Annotated in this window: 14 protein-coding genes; 7 read left to right on the forward strand and 7 right to left on the reverse strand. The window is 72.9% G+C overall.

The genetic code is table 11. The features are described from left to right. Both ACZ63E_RS42480 and ACZ63E_RS42485 read left to right on the forward strand, forming a co-directional pair. Complete coding sequence (locus tag ACZ63E_RS42480) at nucleotides 1-3,402, forward strand: AAA family ATPase (protein WP_465341991.1); 3,402 nt, start codon at nucleotides 1-3, stop codon at nucleotides 3,400-3,402. Next, a complete protein-coding gene (locus ACZ63E_RS42485) occupies nucleotides 3,399-4,376 on the forward strand; it encodes a hypothetical protein (RefSeq protein ID WP_465341992.1) in 978 nt (325 codons plus the stop codon). Before ACZ63E_RS42480 ends, ACZ63E_RS42485 begins: the two co-directional genes overlap by 4 nt. Before the next feature lie 521 nt (nucleotides 4,377-4,897). Here the strand turns inward: ACZ63E_RS42485 and ACZ63E_RS42490 are convergent. Beyond that, complete coding sequence (locus ACZ63E_RS42490; RefSeq protein ID WP_465341993.1) at nucleotides 4,898-5,383, reverse strand: hypothetical protein; 486 nt, start codon at nucleotides 5,381-5,383, stop codon at nucleotides 4,898-4,900. A gap of 164 nt (nucleotides 5,384-5,547) precedes the next feature. Between ACZ63E_RS42490 and ACZ63E_RS42495 the strand changes: the two genes are divergently transcribed. Then, nucleotides 5,548-7,605, forward strand: coding sequence for a glycoside hydrolase family 3 C-terminal domain-containing protein (locus ACZ63E_RS42495; protein ID WP_465341994.1), 2,058 nt, complete (start codon nucleotides 5,548-5,550; stop codon nucleotides 7,603-7,605). A gap of 216 nt (nucleotides 7,606-7,821) precedes the next feature. On the opposite strand, the gene ACZ63E_RS42500 is transcribed toward ACZ63E_RS42495, so the two are convergent. From ACZ63E_RS42500 to ACZ63E_RS42510, 3 genes are all read right to left on the reverse strand, one after another. Then, nucleotides 7,822-8,400, reverse strand: a complete 579-nt coding sequence (locus ACZ63E_RS42500; protein ID WP_465341995.1) for a hypothetical protein — start codon at nucleotides 8,398-8,400, stop codon at nucleotides 7,822-7,824. A gap of 58 nt (nucleotides 8,401-8,458) precedes the next feature. Continuing rightward, a complete protein-coding gene (locus tag ACZ63E_RS42505; protein WP_465341996.1) occupies nucleotides 8,459-8,713 on the reverse strand; it encodes a hypothetical protein in 255 nt (84 codons plus the stop codon). 117 nt (nucleotides 8,714-8,830) lie between these two features. Continuing rightward, entirely contained in the window at nucleotides 8,831-9,532 is a 702-nt protein-coding gene (locus ACZ63E_RS42510; protein WP_051183801.1) for an IclR family transcriptional regulator, read from the reverse strand. Nucleotides 9,533-9,679: 147 nt separating this feature from the next. Here ACZ63E_RS42510 and leuC point away from each other — a divergent pair, with 147 nt between their 5' ends. The 4 genes from leuC (at nucleotide 9,680) to ACZ63E_RS42530 (ending at nucleotide 15,673) form a co-directional block, all read left to right on the forward strand. Further along, nucleotides 9,680-11,107 carry a 3-isopropylmalate dehydratase large subunit gene (leuC, locus tag ACZ63E_RS42515; RefSeq protein ID WP_465341997.1) on the forward strand — a complete coding sequence of 476 codons (1,428 nt, stop codon included), beginning with the start codon at nucleotides 9,680-9,682 and terminating at the stop codon, nucleotides 11,105-11,107. Between the two features lie 22 nt (nucleotides 11,108-11,129). Continuing rightward, on the forward strand, nucleotides 11,130-11,732 hold the full coding sequence (gene leuD / locus ACZ63E_RS42520) for a 3-isopropylmalate dehydratase small subunit (protein ID WP_465341998.1): 603 nt from the start codon (nucleotides 11,130-11,132) through the stop codon (nucleotides 11,730-11,732). Between the two features lie 218 nt (nucleotides 11,733-11,950). Then, nucleotides 11,951-12,589: an HU family DNA-binding protein gene (locus tag ACZ63E_RS42525; RefSeq protein ID WP_465341999.1), complete on the forward strand. Its 639-nt coding sequence runs from the start codon at nucleotides 11,951-11,953 to the stop codon at nucleotides 12,587-12,589. A gap of 285 nt (nucleotides 12,590-12,874) precedes the next feature. After that, nucleotides 12,875-15,673 carry an AfsR/SARP family transcriptional regulator gene (locus ACZ63E_RS42530; RefSeq protein ID WP_465342000.1) on the forward strand — a complete coding sequence of 933 codons (2,799 nt, stop codon included), beginning with the start codon at nucleotides 12,875-12,877 and terminating at the stop codon, nucleotides 15,671-15,673. Between the two features lie 85 nt (nucleotides 15,674-15,758). Here ACZ63E_RS42530 and ACZ63E_RS42535 read toward each other — a convergent pair whose 3' ends face one another. From ACZ63E_RS42535 to cofC, 3 genes are read right to left on the reverse strand one after another with little or no spacing between them, the layout of a single operon-like run. Next, entirely contained in the window at nucleotides 15,759-16,712 is a 954-nt protein-coding gene (locus ACZ63E_RS42535; RefSeq protein WP_465342001.1) for an NUDIX hydrolase, read from the reverse strand. After that, on the reverse strand, nucleotides 16,709-19,063 hold the full coding sequence (locus tag ACZ63E_RS42540) for an RNA degradosome polyphosphate kinase (RefSeq protein WP_465342002.1): 2,355 nt from the start codon (nucleotides 19,061-19,063) through the stop codon (nucleotides 16,709-16,711). The genes ACZ63E_RS42535 and ACZ63E_RS42540 overlap by 4 nt, the downstream gene beginning before the upstream one ends. Nucleotides 19,064-19,105: 42 nt before the next feature. Then, nucleotides 19,106-19,717, reverse strand: a complete 612-nt coding sequence (gene cofC / locus ACZ63E_RS42545; RefSeq protein ID WP_465342003.1) for a 2-phospho-L-lactate guanylyltransferase — start codon at nucleotides 19,715-19,717, stop codon at nucleotides 19,106-19,108. Nucleotides 19,718-19,896 lie beyond the last annotated feature (179 nt).

Below are 19,896 nucleotides of genomic sequence, written 5' to 3' on the forward strand. Positions count from 1 at the left end.
ATGCGGCCTGTGCTGCTGGAGATGACCGGCTTCGCGTCGTTCCGCGACAAGACCGAGGTCAGCTTCGAAGACACGGACTACTTCGCGCTCGTCGGGCCGACCGGCGCGGGCAAGAGCACGGTGATCGACGCGCTCACCTTCGCCCTCTACGGCTCCGTCGCCCGCTGGGACCACGAAGGGCTCGTCGCGCCCGCGCTCGCCCCGACGGCGAACCGTGCCACCGTGCGGCTGGTCTTCGACGCCGGCGGCGCGCGCTACCACGTCGTCCGGGAAGTGCGGCGCAGCGGCGGGAAGAAACCCACGGTCAGCGTGAAGAACGTGCGCCTGGAACGGCTCGCCGACCCGACCGCGCTCGGCGGCCCGGAGGACGACGCCGACCCGGTGGCCGCGGACTCCGAGGTGACGCCGGCGATCGAACGCCTGCTCGGGTTGACGTTCAAGCACTTCTGCACCTGCGTGGCGCTGCCCCAGGGCGACTTCGCGGAGTTCCTGCACGCCAAGGCCGCCGACCGGCAGAAGATCCTGATCAAGCTGCTGGGCCTGGAGGTCTACGAGCGGATCGGCCGCCGGGCCGGGGTGACGGCCGAACAGCAGAAGCAGCGTGCCGCCGTGCTCGCGGAGCAGCTCGGCAACTACGCCGACGCGACCGAGGAAGCCGTCGCGGAGCTCGCCACGCGGATGACGGCCCTCGCGGAGCTGGAAGCGCGGGTAAATACAGCGCTGCCCGGCTTGAACGACGCGACGCGCGCGCACGACGACGCCCGGCTGCTCGTCACGACAGTTACTAAAGAACTGAGCGTCCTCGACGCGCTGGAACGCCCGGCCGGTGTTGAGGACCTGGAAGCCCGCCGCCGTGCCGCGGCCGACGACGCGACGGCCGCGCGGGCCGGGCTGGAGCGGGCCGAAAAGGCGGACGAAACGGCCCGCGCCGCTTTGGCCGCCGCGCCCGACCGGAGCGGGCTGGAGCGGATCCGGGCCGCCCGCACGGAACTCGCCGACACCGAGTCGGCGCTGCCTCACCGGGAAGAAGCGGCAAAAACGGCGTCGGCGGCCAAAGCCGCCGCGGCGGTTTCGGTGACCGAAGCGGTGTCCGTCGTCGACGCGGCGAGGAAGACGCGGGACACCACCGCCCGGGCCGCCGAAGACGCGGCCGCGGAAGCCGCGCGGGCCCGTCAGGAGCGTGACCGGCTGGCCGGGCTGCGGCCGCCGGCGGATCTCGGGGACCTGTCGGCGGATTCGGCGCGGGTGGCGAAACGCACAGCGGACGCGGCCGCCCGGCTGACCGCGGCCGAAGCGGCGGACGCCGAAGCGCGTGCCGCGCTGGCCGCCCAGCCGGACGTCGCGCCGCTCGCCGCCGCCCGTTCGGATGCCCGCACCCTTTATGCGTTGTGTGAAGCGCAACGGAAGGCCGCGCCCGAGCAGGCCGCGCGCCGCGCGGAGCTCGAAACGGCGCGAACCGCCTTCGCCCGGTCCGACACCGAACTCACCGCGGCCAAGACCGCGCTGACCGAAGCGGAACGAGCGGGACAGGCGCTGGCCCTGCGGTCCGGGCTCGCCGTCGGGCACCCGTGCCCGGTGTGCGAGCAGGACGTTTCGGCCCTGCCCGACTCCGGCGGCCACGCTCACCTGGCCGAGGCGCGTGACCGGGTCGAGCGGGCCGAACGCGAGCGCGCGGCGGCCGAGACGGCGGTGCGCAAGCTGGAACGGGCGGCGGACCGGGACACCGACGCGGCCGTGTCCGCCGCCGCGCAGGCGGAAGAACTGCGGCTGGTGCTCGCCGAGGTCGACGGGCCGCCCGAGTCCGCGGTGCTGCGGCGGCCGGTCGAGGCCTCTTTCTCCGAGCAGGACTTCGCGGACCTCGTCGCCGCTGTGCGCGAGCGGGGCGAGTGGCTGTCGGCGACGATCGAGGGCCGCTCCCGCGTCGCCGAAGCGGCCGGCGCCGCGGACAAGGAACTGGCCGCGGCCCGCGCCGAACGCGCGGCGGCGCAGCAGGACGCCGACGTCGTCGAGCGATCGGCCGCGGCGGCCCGGGAAGCCCTGCGGGCGGCGCGTGACCCGCTCGTCGAGCTGGGCGCGCCCGCGATCGACGGCGACGACGTCCCGGCCGGTTGGCAGCGGCTCACCGCGTGGGCGGCTTCTTCACTGGAGGAACGGCGGACCGCGCTGGCCGCGCTCGAAGCGGCGGCCGAAGCCGCGGGCAAGGAAGCCGTCGTGGCCGCGGACGATCTCGCGGCCGCCGAGCGCAACGCCGAGCAGCGGCGCACTCGCGCGGTCGACGCCGGCCTGGCCGAGCAGTCGGCGAGCACCGAGCTGGCGACCGCCCGGCGCCGGCACGGTGAACTGGTCACGATGCTGGCCGACGCGCCGTCCGCCGACGTCGTCACCGAACAACTCGCGCGCGTCGCGGAGCTCGAGCAAGCCGCGAAGGCCGCGGACGGCGACCTGCGGACCGCTCGCGCGACCGCGAAACAAGCGGCCGACGGCCAGGCGAGCGTCACGAAGGAGGTCGACGCCGAACGGCAGAAGCTGTCCCGGGCCCGCGATCCCCTCGTCGGCCTGGGCGCTCCGCCGATCGACGGTGAGAGCCTGCTGGACGCCTGGTCCGCGCTCACGGACTGGGCGTCCGGACAGGCGAAGGACCACCGCGAGCGGCTGGCCGTCGCGAAGGCCGCCGAAGAAGAAACCGCGGAAGCGTTGCGGGTGGCCGAACGCGCCGTCGCCGAAGACGTCACCGCGCTCGGGGTCGACCTGCCGGAAGGGCCGGTGCGGGACCGTGTCCCGGTCGCCGTCGCCACCGCACGGGCGCGCGCCGAGGGTGACCACGACGACATGCGGCGGCGGGTCGCGCGCGTGGCGGGCCTGCACGGCGACATCACGGCGGCGGAGTCGGAGGCGCAGGTCGCGCGGCTGCTCGCGGATCTCCTGCGCTCGGACAAGTTCCCGCGCTGGCTGATCGCCGGGGCGCTCGACACGCTCGTCGCGGAGGCATCCGCGTCGCTGCTGGAGCTGTCCGGCGGGCAGTTCGAGCTGACCCACGACAAGGGCGACTTCCTGGTGGTGGACCACAACGAGGCCGACGCCCGGCGCCCGGTGAAGACGCTGTCCGGCGGGGAGACGTTCCAGGCGTCGCTTTCGCTGGCCCTCGCGCTGTCGTCGCAGCTCGGGGCGATGGCGGCCGACGGCGCGACCAAGCTCGAGTCGATCTTCCTCGACGAGGGTTTCGGCACGCTCGACGAGGCCACGCTCGACGTCGTGGCGTCCACATTGGAGAACCTCTCCGCGTCCGGCTCCCGGATGGTCGGGGTGATCACGCACGTGCCGGCGCTGGCCGAGCGCGTGCCGGTGCGCTTCCAGGTCACGCGCGACGGCACCGGCTCGCACATCAGCAGGGAGGGCGCATGACGGCGGTGGCCGGGATGAGCTTCAATATCGACGCGTGGGACCCGGGTTACGGCAGCTCGATGGAGGCCGAGGAGCTGGCCCGCTCGCAGGCCGAGGTCGCGCTCGACGTCGAGGTGCCGGCGGCCGAGTGGGCGCCGATCGACCCGTCGCCGGTGGCCTCCCCGCCGGACGCGGTGTTGTTCGTCGACGGCGTCCGCCGCATCGACGCCCGTGTCTGGATCGACGACCCGGCCGGGAACTCGGCGTCCATCGGGATCTGCGCGTCGTACGCGGCGGGGGTGGTGTGCTGCTGCGCGGGGCGGGCGCACGTCGTCGGCGCGAACGTCCGGCGCGGGCTGTTCACGGTCGCGGCGGAGGCCGAGGGCATCCCGACGTCGGCGGGGGTCTACGAGCCGTTCCGCGCGACGGCCAAGGACGACAAGCCGCTGCCGGTGGTGCTGTCCTCGGCGCTGCAGGAACAGCTGGCCGACGTCGAGCTGGAGACGGCGACCGAGGCGCGCCGGGCGATCGAGGGGCACGTCGGCACCGACCTGCTGGTGGTGGACGGCCCGCTGAGCGGGCGCACGCACCTGCCCCGGGCGGTCGGGTTCATCAAGAGCCACCAGACGACGTACCTCCCGGGCGAGCTCAACACGATGGTCGGCGACCTCGGGCCGCACCAGCGCACGCCGGTGTTCCTGATGGGGACGACGTGGATCCGGCACTCGTGGTACCTGCGTTTGCCGTCGCCCGGCGGCCCACCGTGGTCGGGGGTGGTCCGCGTCGAGGCGGCTCCGCACCTGGGGCGTGCGGAGGTGGCGGACCTGGCGAACCTCACGCAGTCGGTGCTGGGGCGGTTCGCGTCGGTGGAGTACAAGGACTCGCGGGCACCGCAGAACCTGTACCCGATCGCGGGTCTGGAGCGCGATCTGCGGCATCGGCTGGGGGACCAGCAGTTCGTCTATCGGGCACTACGGCTGGCCGCGGCCCGCTGAGGCGCGGGGCAGCCGGGGTTCGCTGGGGGAGCGGAGTGGGTGCGGCTCGCCGTGGCGCGGGGCAGGGGTTCGTTGAGGCGCGGGGCAGGCGGGGCTCGCTATGGCGCGGGGGAGGCGGGGTTCGCCGAGGATCCTGGCGCTCGGCCGGGAAGGGCCGGTTCCAGTGTCGCGAATGGGTCATTGGGGACGCCAGAGGTCTCCAATGGGTCATTCGCGGCGACAAAGTCGCCGCGCGAATCCGGGCCGGCCCCGGGCCGGGCCCCGGGATCAGGGTTCCGGCAAAGTCGGGGCGAAAGTGGTCGGCGGGCCGCTGCGATGTCGTGAATGACTCATTCACCTCGTCAGAGGTCATGAATGAGTCATTCATGACCCTTCCCGGGCCGCTATCGCGACCTCCGGTGTGGTGTACCTGGCCGTCCGCGCTGCGAGCTGACCGGCGAATCCGACTTGGCCGGAACCCCGGGCCCCGGGGCGGGGGCCTGGGGAGACCACCGCCGCCCCGGGGTGTCCTTTGTGGAGGGTCAGCTCAGTGACCCGTCGCCCGTCTGCGGTGCTCCCGCCGGCTTGACCGCGACCTGCGGCTTTGCCGGCTTGGGCGCCTTCGTGGACGTCGCCGGGGGCTTTGTGGCCGGCGGCTTCGGCTTGGCCGTCGAGCTCGGCGGCGGGGTGCCGAGGATCGTGAACGACCCCGTGGCGACGCGGCCGTCCGAGCACGTGAACGTCGCGGTGTACCTGCCCGGCGTCTTGATCGCCGTGGTGTGGCCGCCGGCGCGGCCGAAGTTGCCGCCTTCGGTGAACTGCAGCGGCGCCGCGAACCCCTTCGACGTGACCGGTGTGGCCGGCGTGCAGCCGTTGCCGACCGCCGCGCGGGTTTCCGCGTCGACGCGGCCGCCGGGCTCGACCTGTGCCGTCAGCCCCCAGCTGACCTCGGCCGCGCTCGCCGGGGCCGCCAGGGCCAGGGTTGCCGCGCTCGCCGCCATTAGGCCGATCAGTGTTTTCTTGACCATGACTCGTCCCCTCTCGGTGCTGCCGCCTCCACGCCTGAGCCGGGGAAATGGTTGAGTCCACTCTCGAATTCAAGTACGTGAACGACTATCGAGTCTATGTTTCCCCGTCACGTATGGGTTAGCTTGTCCGCCGTCGATCCCGTTCGGTGCCGAGGGAGACTGCGATGCGTCACGGCCGGCTCGTTCTCGTGGTAGTCCTGGGGTTGTCGCTGGCAACGCCGGCGGCGGCCGCCGCGCAACCCTGGCGTGACGCCCGCCAGCCGCCCGACCGGCGGGCCGCGGAGCTCGTCGCCGCGATGACCCTCGACGAGAAGATCTCGCAGCTGCACCTGCAGCCCGACGCCCAGCACCAGCGGTACGTGCCGCCGATCCCGCGCCTGGGCGTGCCCGGCTTCCGCATCGCCAACGGCCCGGCCGGCATGGGCCCCGCCGACGACAAACCGCAGAAGCCCGCGACCGCGCTGCCCGCCACGATGGCGCTCGCGTCGACCTTCGACACCGACGTCGCGCGCCGCTACGGCCGGCTGATCGGCAGCGAGACCCGCGCGCTCGCGCACAACGTGTCCGAAGCGCCCGACATCAACATCGCCCGCGTGCCGCGCAACGGCCGGACGTTCGAAGGCATGGGGGAGGACCCGGTGCTCGCCGGGGCGCTCGCGGCCGCCGACATCCGCGGCATCCAGGAGAACGGCACCATCGCCGAGGTCAAGCACTACGCGGCGAACAACCAGGAGACCCAGCGCTTCAGCATCGACGAGCACATCGACGAGCGCACCCTCAACGAGATCTACCTGCCGCACTTCGAGCAGTCGGTCACCGAAGGCCGGGCCGGCTCGGTGATGTGCGCCTTCCCGCAGATCAACAGCGTGTACGTCTGCGAGAACCAGGCCCTGCTGCAGGGCAAGCTCCGCGACGAGTGGGGGTTCAAGGGGTTCGTCCAGTCCGACTGGGGCGCCGCGCACAGCACCGTCGGGTCGGCGAACGCGGGCATGAACCTCGAGATGATCGACGGCACCTGGTACGGCGACAAGATGAAGCAGGCCGTGCTCGCCGGGCAGGTGACCGAACAGCGCGTCGACGAGCTGCTGCTGCCGCGGTTCCGGACGATGTTCGCCTTCGGGCAGTTCGACCACCCGCCGGTGCTCACCCCGCTGCCGACCGCCGAGCACGACGCGGCCGCCAAGCAGTTCGCCGAACGCGGCATGGTGCTCCTGCGCAACGACCACGCCCAGCTGCCGCTCGACGACCGTGCGGTGCGGTCGATCGCCCTGGTCGGGCCGTTCGCGACGCAGGCCAAGACCGGGGGCGGCGGCAGCTCGGCCGTCATCCCGACGTCCACAGTGGACCCGCTGCCGGGGCTGCGGCAGCGCGTCCCGGGCGCGGCGGTGACCCTCGACGACGGGAGCGACCCGGCGCGGGCGGCCGCGCTGGCGGCGTCCGCCGACGTGGCCGTCGTGATGGTCGGCGACAACGAAGCCGAGGGCAAGGACCGGCCGAGCCTCGCGCTGGAGGGCAACCAGGACGCGCTGGTCTCGGCGGTCGCGGCGGCCAACCCGCACACGGTCGTCGTGGTGAAGAGCGGCGGGCCGGTGCTCATGCCGTGGGCGTCGAGCGTGCCGGCGATCCTGCAGGCGTGGTACCCGGGCCAGCAGGACGGCGCCGCGGTGGCCGGCGTGCTCTTCGGTGACAGCAACCCGTCGGCGAAGCTGCCGATCACGTTCCCCGCGGCGGACGCGGACACCCCGGCGAACACCCCGGCGCAGTTCCCGGGGATCAACGGCGTGGCCACGTATTCGGAGGGCCTGCAGGTCGGCTACCGCTGGTTCGACGCGCAGGGCCGCGCCCCGCTGTTCCCGTTCGGGTACGGCCTGTCGTACACGACGTTCGCCTTCTCCGGGCTGTCGGTCCGCACCACCGGCGACGGCGCGACGGCGACGTTCACGGTCCGCAACACCGGACGCCGGGCGGGCGCCGAAGTGGCTCAGCTGTACCTGGGCTTCCCGGCGGCCGCGGGTGAGCCGCCGAAGCAGCTGAAGGGCTTCGAGCGGGTGGAGCTGGCGCCGGGCCAGTCCCGCCGCGTGACGATCCACCTGGACCAGCGGGACTTCTCGGTGTGGGACGCGGCGAGCCACGCGTGGTCGCCGGTGAAGGGCGGCTTCACGGTGCAGGTGGGCGACTCGTCGCGGTCCCTGCCGCTGCAGGCGTCCCTGAAGCGGCGCTGACGGAAGGGCAGTGAGTGACTCATTCACTGCGTCCAGCGTCATGAATGAGTCATTCACTGCGTCGGGGGTCGGAGCGAGGTGAGGCGGCCTGCCGCAGGGGTGGCAGTCGCCGATGGCAGCTTGGCCGCCGTGCGAATCCGACTTTGCCGGGACCCCTGTCGTCGGGGTCATGAATGAGTCATTCATGGCACCGCCGCAAGGGCCGCCGGAACGCCGCTAGGCCTTGCAGCCGGGCGCGCTCGCCGCCGCCGTCATCAGTTCCGGCGACTCCACGAGCGGGGCCACGGGGTCGTAGGTGCCGTCGAGGTCCTGCTGGGCCAGCCTCATGGCCTTCGCCGCCGGCTCCTGGGAGGCCTCGTCACCCGGCTTCGCGCGGTCGAGCGCGGTCTTGGCGTTCGCCGCCCGGTCGCGGGAGGTCGTGTACTTCGTCGTGAACGCCGCGCGCACCTTTTCAGCGAGCGGGACCGGGGCGGGCGGCAGCGCGGTCAGCTTGTCGACGACCTCGCCCGCGCGCGCCGCGATCCCGCCCAGCTCCGCGCTGATCGCTTTCTGCGCCTCCTCGATCGAGGTCGGCTCGGCCGGCGACTGCCCCGCTTCGGCCTCGGTGCGCTTGCGGTAGCCGTTGACCGCCGAGCAGAAGCCGTCCATCCAGCTCAGCGTGGCCGGGTCGGCGGACGGCGTGGCCGGCAGGGTCGGCGGCGCGGTCACGGTCACGGTCGGCGCCGCGGCCTGGGGCTGCCCCGAACACGCGGTCAGCACCAGGCACGCGCCCAGCAGTCCCGGAACGATCTTCATGGCTCCCCCTCGCGGTCCCTCTTTGCGGCTACACGCGCGAGTGTCCCGAACGGTTGCGTCAGGCCGCCGCGAGCGTCTCGCCGAGGGCCTCCCGGCCGTCGTCGGTCAGCTCCGCCCGCGTCCACTGCCCGACGGCCACCATCCGCGCCGGGCGGATCAGGCCGGCCCGTGCCAGGTCGTGCGCCGTCGCCTGGTCGCAGCACGGCAGGCCGTCCACCCGCAGGTCCGGCTCGCAGCTGCACGTCAGCTCGGCGCGCCCGGCGCCGACCGCTCTCAACATCGCCAGCGCCCGGCGGTTCAGTTCGGTGTCCATGGTCTTCCCCCTCTGTGCTTCCGACAGGAAGGAGACGTGACCGCGGTCACCGAATACGCGGGTTTTGCGAGGTTCCCCCGAACGGTGCACGCCGGCCTGTGACTCCTGGGGCGGGAGTTACAGGCGTTCCTGCAGGGCGTCCGCCGCCGCGAGGAGGTCGGCCGCCCAGCGGGCGCCCGGCTTGCGGCCGATGCGCTCGATCGGGCCCGACACCGACACCGCCGCCACGACCGTGCCCGCCGAATCGCGCACCGGCGCCGAGATGCTCGCCACGCCCGGCTCGCGCTCGGCCACGCTCTGCGCCCAGCCGCGCCGGCGCACCTCCAGCAGCGTGCGCTCGCCGAAGACCGCGTCCGCCAGGATCGTGCGCTGCGTGTGGGGATCCGCCCACGCCGCGAGCACCTTCGCGCCGGAGCCGGCCGTCATCGGCAGCCGGGAGCCGACCGGCACCGTGTCCCGCAGGCCGGACGGCGGCTCCGCCGTCGCGACGCACACGCGCTGGACGCCGTCGCGCCGGTACAGCTGGACGCTTTCGCCGGTGACGTCGCGCAGTTTCGGCAGGACGACGCCTGCCGCGTCGAGCAGCGGGTCCGTCGAACCGCCGGCGAGCTCGGCCAGCGCGGTACCGGGACGCCAGCGTCCGTCCGGGCCGCGGCGCAGCAACCGGTGCACCTCGAGGCCCACCGCGAGCCGGTGCGCGGTGGCGCGCGGCAGACCGGTCCGCGTGCACAGTTCCGCGAGGCCGCAGGGGTCGTCCGCGACCGCCTGCAGGACGGCCACTGCTTTGTCCAGTACTCCGATACCGCTATGCTGTCCCACGAACCGATACTAGCGTCCCGCACTTTGGGAAGTCCAGTATCTGGGAAACCCGAACTCGAGCTGCGCCCCTCCGTTCGCGGCTCGCACCGGTTCCGCAGGTGTGCGCCCGAGTTCCACCACCACAGTGACCGTGGAAAGGAGCCGGAGATGACCAGCCCGACCGGCAAGGCCCGCACGCTGGCGGAGAAGGTGTGGGACAGCCACCTCGTGCGCCGAGGCGAAGGCGCCGAACCGGACCTGCTCTACATCGACCTCCACCTGCTGCACGAAGTGACCAGCCCGCAGGCCTTCGACGGCCTCCGGCTGGCCGGGCGGCCGCTGCGCCGCCCCGACCTCACCATCGCGACCGAGGACCACAACGTCCCGACCGTCGACATCGAGCTCCCCATCGCCGATCCGGTCTCGCGCACCCAGGTCGACACCCTTCGCCGCAACTGCAAGGAGTTCGGTGTCCGGCTGCACCCCATGGGGGACGCCGAGCAGGGCATCGTGCACGTCATCGGCCCGCAGCTCGGCCTGACCCAGCCCGGTATGACCGTGGTCTGCGGCGACAGCCACACCTCCACGCACGGCGCGTTCGGCGCCATCGCCTTCGGCATCGGGACGTCCGAGGTCGAGCACGTCATGGCCACCCAGACGCTGCCGCTCCGTCCATTCAAGACGATGGCGATCACGGTCGACGGGCAGCTGCGCCCCGGCGTCACGGCGAAGGACATCATCCTCGCGGTGATCGCCAAGATCGGCACCGGCGGCGGCCAGGGCTACATCCTCGAGTACCGCGGCGAGGCCATCGAGGCGCTCTCCATGGAAGCCCGGATGACCGTCTGCAACATGTCGATCGAGGCCGGCGCCCGCGCCGGGATGATCGCCCCGGACGAGACGACGTTCGAGTACCTCAAGGGCCGCCCGCACGCTCCGCAGGGCGCGGACTGGGACGCCGCGGTCGAAAACTGGCGGCAGCTGCGCACCGACGACGGCGCCGCGTTCGACGCCGAGGTGCACCTGGACGCGGCCGCGCTGACGCCGTTCGTGACCTGGGGCACCAACCCCGGCCAGGGCCTCCCGCTGGGCGCCGACGTGCCCGACCCGGAGCAGATCCCGGACGAGAACGACCGCGTCGCGGCCGAGAAGGCCCTGTCGTACATGGACCTCAAGCCCGGCACGCCGCTGCGCGAGATCTCGGTGGACACCGTCTTCCTCGGCTCCTGCACCAACGGCCGGATCGAGGACCTGCGGGCCGCGGCCGAGGTGCTGCGCGGGCGGAAGGTGGCGGACTCGGTCCGCATGCTGGTGGTTCCCGGCTCGATGCGCGTCCGCAAGGCCGCCGAAGAGGAGGGCCTCGACGAGGTCTTCACCGCCGCGGGCGCCGAGTGGCGGCAGGCCGGCTGCTCGATGTGCCTGGGCATGAACCCGGACCAGCTGAAGCCGGGCGAGCGCAGCGCGTCGACGTCGAACCGCAACTTCGAGGGCCGGCAGGGCAAGGGCGGCCGGACGCACCTGGTCTCGCCGCTGGTCGCCGCCGCGACGGCCGTGCGCGGCACGCTCTCGTCCCCGGAAGACCTCGTCACCGCCTGACCTCCCGAGAGGAGCACCCACCATGGAACCGTTCACCCAGCACACCGGCGTCGGCGTCCCCCTGCGCCGGTCCAACGTGGACACCGACCAGATCATCCCGGCGGTCTACCTCAAGCGGGTCACCCGGACCGGCTTCGAGGACGGCCTGTTCGCCGCCTGGCGCGGCGACGAGGACTTCATCCTCAACCAGGAGGCGTTCAAGAGCGGGAGCGTGCTGGTCGCGGGCCCGGACTTCGGAACCGGTTCCTCCCGCGAGCATGCCGTCTGGGCGCTGATGGACTACGGCTTCCGCGCGGTCATCTCGGCTCGGTTCGCCGACATCTTCCGCGGCAACTCCGGCAAGGGCGGCCTGGTCGCCGCGCAGTGCGAGCAGCACGACGTCGAACTGCTCTGGAAGCTGCTCGAGAACGAGCCGGGCACCGAGGTGACGGTCGACCTCGAGACCAAGACCGTGCGCGCCAAGGACTTCACCGCGCCCTTCCAGATCGACGACTACGTCCGCTGGCGGCTGCTCGAAGGCCTCGACGACATCGCGCTGACGTTGCGCCATGCCGGTGAGATCGACGGCTTCGAGGCGGCCCGCCCGTCGTGGAAGCCGACGACCACCCCGGTCGCCGCGAGCTAGTCCGTCTCCGGGGCGGGATTCCTTGCCGGGCAAGGGATCCCGCCCTTTTTGCGCGTCCTGGAACAAGTCGCCGGAGATCGCCGCCGGGAGGCGGAACCCGCCCCGGGGCAACGGAAAGGCGCCCGCGGGCCGGTTGGATTTGCGCTGCCTTGGTAATACCGTGGTGCAGATCGGCCGGCGCGGCCGAGGACGAGGGGCTCCTTCCCGGGAGGACTGCGATGGCCAACAAGGCCCAGCTGATCGAGGCGCTGACCGAGCGCCTGGGCGACAAGAAGGCCGCCGCCGCGGCGGTCGACGGTCTGGTCGACATCATCATCCGGACGGTCAACAAGGGCGAAAAGGTCACCATCACCGGCTTCGGGGTGTTCGAGAAGCGCGCCCGCGCGGCCCGGACGGCCCGGAACCCGCGCACCGGCGAAGCCGTGCGCGTCAAGAAGACGAACGTGCCCGCCTTCCGCGCCGGGACCACCTTCAAGGACGTCGTTTCCGGCGCGAAGAAGCTCGCGAGGGCCACCCCGGTCAAGCGTGCCGCGGCCGGAACCCGCGCGACGGCGTCACGCACGACGGCGACCCGCGCCACCACGACTCGCACCACGGCGTCCCGCGCCGCGGCGGCGAAGCCCGCGACGACCACGCGCACCCGTGCGACGGCGGCGAAGGCGGCCCCGAAGACGACGACCACCCGGGCGAAGGCGGCTACTCCGCGGGCGGCGGCCGCGAAGACGACCGCGGCGAAGACCACGGCGGCCAGGACGACAGCCGCGAAGCCCGCCGCCACGAAGGCGGCCACGCCGCGGAAGCCCGCCGCGGCCAAGGCGCCGGCGAGGCGGGCTTCGACGGCCGCGAAGAAGAAGTGAGGCGAGTGGGAAGGCCCCGCGCCGAGGTGTGCGAGGCCTTCTCACGGCCGCTGTTTTCGCCGTCGCGAACATGAACAATTTTTCGCCCGAACGCGATGTCCTGCGCCGCACCCGGTTCGCGTGATCAACCGACCCCGCAACGTGATTCGCCGTCCCCATCGGACTTCCCGCCCGGCCGAACCCGTTCCCGGGACCGGTTCCGGGCAATTTCGCAAAGTGGCTTGAGCGCCCGGCCGAGTGGTGCCACGCTGCCTCCTCGGGGCCCGCGTTCGGCGGGGCCCGGCGGTGCGCGGAGCGAACCTGGGGGCGACCACCATCGAGATCCGGCTGCTCGGTCCGTTCCAGGCGTCCGCCGGCGGCTCGCCGGTCGTGCTGACCAGTTCGCGGCAACGCGCGCTGCTCGCCACCCTCGCGATGTCCGCGGGCCGCCTGGTGACGATCGACGCCCTCGCCCGCGGGGTCTGGGGCGAAGCCCCGCCCGCGCACATCCGGGGCAGCCTGCAGACCTACGTAATGCGCCTGCGCCGGCTGTGCGGCGAGGAAACCGTCGTCACCGAACCGGACGGGTACCGGCTCGTCGTCGACCCGTCCCGGGTGGACGCCCTGCGGTTCCTGCGCACGCTGGACCAGGCCGCCGCCGCGACGGAACCCGCGCGCCGCCGCGACCTGCTCACCACCGCCCTCGACGCCTGGGGCGGCACACCGCTCGAAGGGGTCGGCTCACCCGCGCTCACCGCGGAATGGGGCCCGCTGCTGACCGAGCGGTACCTCTTCGCGGTGGAGCAGCGCATCGACCTCGACGCCGGGCTGGTGCCCGACGCCCGGCTCGTCGCCGAGCTGACCGACCTCGTCGCCCAGCACCCGCTGCGGGAGTCCTTGTGGGAACGGCTGGTGCGCGCCCTCGCTCGGTCCGGCCGCCGTGCCGAAGCGCTGGCCCGTTACGCCGGGCTGCGCGCGCTGCTGGCCGACGAGCTGGGGGTCGAGCCGGGGGAGAGCCTGCGCCGGCTGCACGCCGAGCTGCTCGCCGCCGACGCCGGGCCGGCCGCCGGCGCGACCGTGCCGCGGCAGCTGCCCTTCGACGTCGCCGGGTTCACCGGCCGCGAGCCGGAGCTCGCCGAGCTCGACCGGCTCCCGCCCGGGGGCGCGTCCGGCATCGTGGTCATCGAAGGGACCGCGGGGGTCGGGAAGACGTCGCTGGCCGTGCACTGGTCCCACCGCGTCCGCGACCGCTTCGCCGGCGGCGAGCTGTTCCTCGACCTGCGCGGCCACTCCGCGGACACGCCGGTGACGCCGGAGGCCGCACTCGCCGGTTTCCTCCGGGCCCTCGGTGTCCCACCCGAGACCCTGCCTTCCACAGTGGAAGAACGCTCGGCGCTGCTGCGCAGCCGGCTCGCCGGCAGCCGCACCCTCATGCTGCTCGACAACGCCCGCGACGCCGACCAGGTCCGCCCGCTGCTGCCCGGGACGGGCAACCTCGTCGTCGTGACCAGCCGCAACCAGCTGCGCGGCCTGGTCGCTCGCGACGGCGCCCGGCGCATCGCCCTGCGTTCCTTCGACGACCGCGACGCCACCGCGCTGCTCGCCGGCAGTGTCGGACCCCGGCGCCTGGCCGCCGAACCCGGCGCCGTCGCCGAGCTCGTGCAGCTCTGCGGCCGCCTGCCGCTGGCGCTGGCGCTGGCCGGCGAACGCGCGTCACGCTTCTCCGGCGTCTCCCTGGCCGGGATCGTCGAGGAGCTGCGCGACCAGCGGCTGCGGCTCGACACCCTGCGCGACCCGCAGGACGCCGGCACCGACCTGCGGGCCGCGTTCTCCTGGTCCTACAAGGCGTTGCGCCCGGCCGCCGCCCGGTTCTTCCGGCTGCTCGGCCTGCACCCGGGGCACGGCTTCAGCCTGTCTTCGGCCGCCGCGCTCGCCGGCGCCGGACTGCGCGAGGCGCGTGAGCTCGCCGACCAGCTCGCCGCCGCGCACCTGCTCAACCAGCCCGGCACCGACCGCTACCAGTTCCACGACCTCCTGCGCGTCTACGCGGCCGAGCTCGTCGAGACCGAGACGACGGAGGCCGACCGCGCTGCGGCGCTGCGGCGGCTGCTCGACTGGTACCTCGCGACGGTCGCCGAAGCCATCAAGCTCGTCCGGCCGGACCTGCTCACCGAGGACATCACGCTCGACCCCGCGCCGGTGCCGGCCGTCCGGTTCACCCAGCACGAGCAGACGATCGCCTGGTACGCCACCGAACGCCCGGCCCTCACCGCGCTCGTCGGGGTCGCCGCCGAGCACGGCCGGCCCGGCCACGCCTGGAAGCTGGCGTGGCTGCTGCGCGGGTTCTTCGCCGAGCGCCACGACCGCGACGACTGGATCACCACCGCGCGCACCGCCGTCACCGCGACGCGCGATGCGGGGGACAGCACCGGCCTCCAGTACAGCGCCAACAACCTCGGCTCGGCGTACCTGCGCACCCTGCAGCCGGACAAGGCGCTCGAAGCGCTGGAGGAGGCGCGCGCGGCGTCGGAGACCGGCGAGAACACGGCGCTCACGGTGGCGATCCTGTCCAACCTCGCGGGCGCCTACTACGTCCGCGCCGAGTACGCCGAGGCCGAACGCCACGCGCTCCAGGCCGTCCACCTCGCCCGCGACCAGGGGCAGCGCACCTTCGTCCCGCACGCGCTCCTCAACGTCAGCGCCAGCCGCATCGGCCTGCGCGACTACGACCACGCCGCCGAAGCCGCGTTGGCCGCGCGAGTCGCCTTCGCCGAGCTCGGCGACCGCTACCACGCGGCGCTCGCGCTGGGGAACGTCGCCGAGGCCCTCGAAGGCGCCGGACGGCACGACGAAGCGGAGAAGGCCGGTCTCGAGGCGCTCGAAGAGCTGAAGGAGCTGAACGCGGACTACGGCACCATCGACGTCCACATCACGCTGGGCCGGCTGAACCACCGCACCGGGCGGCTGGACGAGGCCCGTGACCACTGGGCCGAGGCGCTGACCGTCAGCCAGCGCCTCGGGGACCCCCGCAGCGCGGAGATCCAGGCCCTGCTGGCGACGGTGCCCGCGGGACGACTCCCCGCGCGGGATGCGCCGTACCCCTAGCCCGGCGCAGCCCAACGGGGCCCGAGACCAGTACACCAAGGTCCACTGTCACGACGCTGTCGCGCCGGTTCGCAGGCCGTCCGTGTCAGGAGTGGCTGGGGGAGGGAGTCGGCAACGCACTCGGGTGGTAGTCCGCCGAGAGCAGCAGCGGGCCGTCCCGGACGGTCGGCGGGCGGAACGACAGGACCCAGAACGAGCCCTTCTTGCTCGGCACCACCCCGCCGCGCGCCGCCGCCGGCTCGACGCCGTCGCGGTCGGCCAGCACGCTCACCAGGTCCGGGATCACCCCGCCCTGGCTGCAGATCACCGGTGTCCCACCGTCACCGGCGATCGCCAGCAGCCGCGCGAGCCCCAGCACCGGGTCGGGCCAGTAGCCCTCTTCCGACAGCAGCGGCTCGTGCCGGACGTCGGCGCCGATGTCCTCGGCGATGCCGTGGACCGTCTGGACGCACCGCAGCCGCGGCGCCGAGAGCACCCGGTCCGGCCCGAACAGCGTGACCACCCGCCGCAACGCCGACGCCTGGCGCTGTCCCGCGTCCGACAACGGCCGGAGGTCGTCGTCGCCGTTCCAGTCGTCGCGCTTGCCCGCCTTCGCGTGCCGCACCAGCACCAGCGTCGTCAGGCCCACCGGCAGCTCGCAGAACGTCCGCAGCACCCGGACGTCCTCCGGCCGCGTCAGCGTGCGTTCCGCCGCCGGCGCGTCGAGCCAGCGCAGCTCGTCGACCTCGTGGTTGACCGCGAACTCGCCGGACACCGCTTCGGCGGCGAAGTAGTCGACCGTCTTCGGCACCGTCCCGGACCCGTTCTTCGCGGGCACCGGGTACGCCGACCGGGTCAGGTAGCGGCCGAGGACCGCGTCGAACCCGGTCTCCTCCCGCAGCTCCCGGACGGCGGCTTCGGCGATCGTCTCGCCCGGGTCGAGCTTTCCCTTCGGCAGCGACCAGTCGTCGTACCGCGGGCGGTGCACCAGGGCGACCTCCGTCGTCCTCCCGGCGCGGCGCCAGAGCACCGCGCCGGCCGCCCGTACCTCCTGGGTCATCCGGCGGCCCCGTGCAGCTTCGCCAGTTCGAGCTGGTGGTCGCGCACCCGCGAGCCGTCGGCGGGGAACGGCGACCATTCGCCGCTCGCGGTCAGCACCCAGCACCGCGTCGCGGGGTCGAGCGCCGAGTCGAAGATGTCGTCGAGCTGCCGGGTCAGCTTCGGGTCTTTCACCCGGACCAGCGCCTCGATCCGCCGGTCGAGGTTGCGGTGCATCATGTCCGCGCTGCCGATCCAGTGCGTGCCGCCGGCGCGGAAGTTGAAGATCCGCGAGTGCTCCAGGAACCGGCCCAGGATCGACCGGACGTGGATGTTCTCCGACAGCCCTTCGACCCCCGGCTTGAGCGTGCAGATCCCGCGCACCACGATCTCGACCGGCACCCCGGCCTGCGACGCGTGGTAGAGCGCGTCGATCACCTGCTCGTCGACCAGCGAGTTGCACTTGATCCGGATCCCGGCCTGCTGCCCGGCGCGGGCCAGCTCGATCTCCTCGCCGATGGCCCGCACGATGCCCCGGCGGATGCCGTGGGGCGAGGTGAGGATCGTCCGGTAGGTGTCCTGCCGCGAGTAGCCGGTGAGCACGTTGAACAGGTCGGTGACGTCCGCGCCGATGCTCGGGTCGGCGGTGAACAGGCCGATGTCCTCGTAGAGCCGCGCGGTCTTGGGGTTGTAGTTGCCGGTGCCGATGTGGCAGTAGCGGCGGATGGTCGAGCCCTCCTGGCGCACGATCATCGACACCTTGCAGTGCGTCTTCAGCCCGACCAGGCCGTACACGACGTGCACACCCGCGCGCTCCAGCGTGCGCGCCCAGGTGATGTTCGCCTGCTCGTCGAAGCGCGCCTTGATCTCGACCAGCGCGACGACCTGCTTGCCCGCCTCGGCGGCGTCGATCAGCGCGTCGACGATCGGCGAGTCGCCCGAGGTGCGGTACAGCGTCTGCTTGATCGCGAGGACCTTCGAGTCGGCCGCCGCCTGCTCGATGAACCGCTGCACGCTCGTGGAGAACGAGTCGTACGGGTGGTGCACGAGCACGTCACCCTCGCGCAGCGTCGCGAAGACGCTCTTCGGCGTCTCGCGCTCGCCGAACGCGGGGTGCGTCGCCGGCACGAACGGCCGGTCCTTCAGCTCCTTGCGGTCCACACCGGACAGCTGGTGCAGGCAGGTCAGGTCGAGCAGGCCGGGCACCTCGACGACGTCCGCCGGGTCGACGTCCAGCTCGCGCAGCAGCAGCTCGAGCATGTGCTCGCTCATGTCCTGCGCGACCTCGAGGCGCACCGGCGGCCCGAAGCGGCGCTGCGCGAGCTCGCGCTCGAGGGCCTGCAGGAGGTCTTCGTCACGGTCTTCGTCGACCTCGAAGTCGGCGTTGCGGGTGACGCGGAAGACGTGGTGCTCGGTGACGTCCATGCCGGTGAACAGCTCGCCCAGGTGCGCGGCGATGAGCTCTTCGAGCGGCAGGAACGTCGCGGTGCGGCTGGTGCGCTCGGTCTCGACGCGCATCAGGCGCGGCACGTTGCTCGGCACCTTCACCCGCGCGAAGCGCTCGGTGCCGCCTTCCGGGTCGCGGACCGTGACGGCCAGGTTGAGCGAAAGGCCGGAGATGTACGGGAACGGGTGCGCGGGGTCGACGGCCAGCGGCGTCAGCACCGGGAAGATCTGCTCGGAGAAGTAGCTGGACAGCCGCAGCTGGTCGGCGCCGGTGAGGTCAGCCCAGCCGACGATCCGGATATCGTGCTCGGCCAGCAGCGGGCGCAGGCCCTTCTCGAACGCGCCGGTCTGCTGCTCGACCAGGTCCTGGTTGCGCTTGGAAATGTAGTCCAGCTGCTCGCGCGGGGTGAGCCCGTCCGCGCTGCGCACCAGCAGGCCGGTCTCGTCGCGGCGCTTCAGGCCGGCGACGCGCACCATGTAGAACTCGTCCAGATTGGACGCGAAGATGGCGAGGAACTTCGTCCGTTCGAGCAGCGGCTGCGACTCGTCCTCGGCCAGCGCGAGCACGCGGGCGTTGAAGTCCTGCCAGGAGAGCTCACGGTTGAAGTACCGGTCGTCCGGCAGCGTCTCGGCGGCGGTCGGCGCGGTGGTGGTGACCGCGGGCGGCGCGGACGGGACGGCGCGGAACTCCTCGGCGTTGCGCGCGTTGCCCTGCACGGAGCTGCGGCTGCGGGTGGTCGCCGGAGTGCTCTTGCGGACTCTGGCCTTCCCGGCGGTGGCACGGGCGGCGGTGTCGCGCGCGGTCGACTTCGACGGAGTCTTCTTGGCGGTGGTGGACTTCTTCGCCGTCTCCGAAGATCCAGTGGCCGGGTTCCGTCGCCTCCGCGGTGCGGGCGTGCTGCCGTCGTCTGTGCTCACGGCTCCCATTCTTCACCAAGCCACGCGGAATTGCGCAGGCCGCGGTGAAGGTCAGGTGAACAGCTCGGCAGTGTGTTTCCCGACACCCAGGGCCCGCACGTGGGCGAGGTCTTCCGGGGTGTCGACGTCGCTGCGCAGGCTGGGGAGCGCTTGCCGGAGGCTGGTCGCGCCGGAGCCGGCGTGCTTCTTCGCCGAGCCGACGCCGAAGTGGGGGTCAAGGGGCGCGCCGGGCGCGGACAGCAGGAGGGTGGTGCCGGTGCCTTGGCGATCGGCCACGAAGGCGCGTTGTCCGGCGGCTTCGGCGAGGGCGTCGGTGAGGTCCCCGGCGCGGAGGGCGGGCAGGTCGGCTTGGAGGGCGCCGACCACGGCGTGCGGGTCGTCGGCGCGCAGGAGGTTCTCGCCGTGGCGGAAGGCTTCGTTGAGGCCGCCTTGGGTCGGTTCCCGGACGATCTCGATGCCGAGGTCGGCGAGGTCGGCCACGGCTTGAGGATCGGCGGCGACGAGCAGCACCCGCCGCACCTGCCCCCCGGAGGTGACGGCGGCGAGCGTGTCGGCGGCGAGGGCCAGGACCAGCGCGGGGTGCAGGTCTGTGCGGATGGCCCCGCGCAGGCGCGACTTGCCGTCGCGGGGGTGTTTCATCGGCACGACCAGGTCCACATCCACGTGTCCATCTTTACCGGAAAGCGGGGGAGGGGGTGGGGTTGCGGGGTGGTTGTCCACAGGGTGCGGGTGGTGTGGACAACTTAAGGGGTGGGGGTTTGCGGGCGGGGTTTTTTGGGGGTGGGGGGGCGATACGCTGACGACGGGGTGGCCCCCAGGGAGGGTGGGCTCTGCTGGGGTGG

It is taken from the genome of Amycolatopsis sp. NPDC104819 (assembly GCF_055583145.1).

Excerpts from the sequence above, each read along its gene's own strand:
- ACZ63E_RS42540 (WP_465342002.1), bottom strand. The coding sequence starts at position 19,063 with ATGGGAGCCGTGAGCACAGACGACGGCAGCACGCCCGCACCGCGGAGG.
- ACZ63E_RS42535 (WP_465342001.1), bottom strand. The coding sequence starts at position 16,712 with ATGACCCAGGAGGTACGGGCGGCCGGCGCGGTGCTCTGGCGCCGCGCC.
- ACZ63E_RS42480 (WP_465341991.1), top strand. The coding sequence starts at position 1 with ATGCGGCCTGTGCTGCTGGAGATGACCGGCTTCGCGTCGTTCCGCGAC.
- ACZ63E_RS42505 (WP_465341996.1), bottom strand. The coding sequence starts at position 8,713 with ATGGACACCGAACTGAACCGCCGGGCGCTGGCGATGTTGAGAGCGGTC.
- ACZ63E_RS42485 (WP_465341992.1), top strand. The coding sequence starts at position 3,399 with ATGACGGCGGTGGCCGGGATGAGCTTCAATATCGACGCGTGGGACCCG.
- leuD (WP_465341998.1), top strand. The coding sequence starts at position 11,130 with ATGGAACCGTTCACCCAGCACACCGGCGTCGGCGTCCCCCTGCGCCGG.
- ACZ63E_RS42525 (WP_465341999.1), top strand. The coding sequence starts at position 11,951 with ATGGCCAACAAGGCCCAGCTGATCGAGGCGCTGACCGAGCGCCTGGGC.
- ACZ63E_RS42490 (WP_465341993.1), bottom strand. The coding sequence starts at position 5,383 with ATGGTCAAGAAAACACTGATCGGCCTAATGGCGGCGAGCGCGGCAACC.
- ACZ63E_RS42500 (WP_465341995.1), bottom strand. The coding sequence starts at position 8,400 with ATGAAGATCGTTCCGGGACTGCTGGGCGCGTGCCTGGTGCTGACCGCG.
- leuC (WP_465341997.1), top strand. The coding sequence starts at position 9,680 with ATGACCAGCCCGACCGGCAAGGCCCGCACGCTGGCGGAGAAGGTGTGG.
- ACZ63E_RS42495 (WP_465341994.1), top strand. The coding sequence starts at position 5,548 with ATGCGTCACGGCCGGCTCGTTCTCGTGGTAGTCCTGGGGTTGTCGCTG.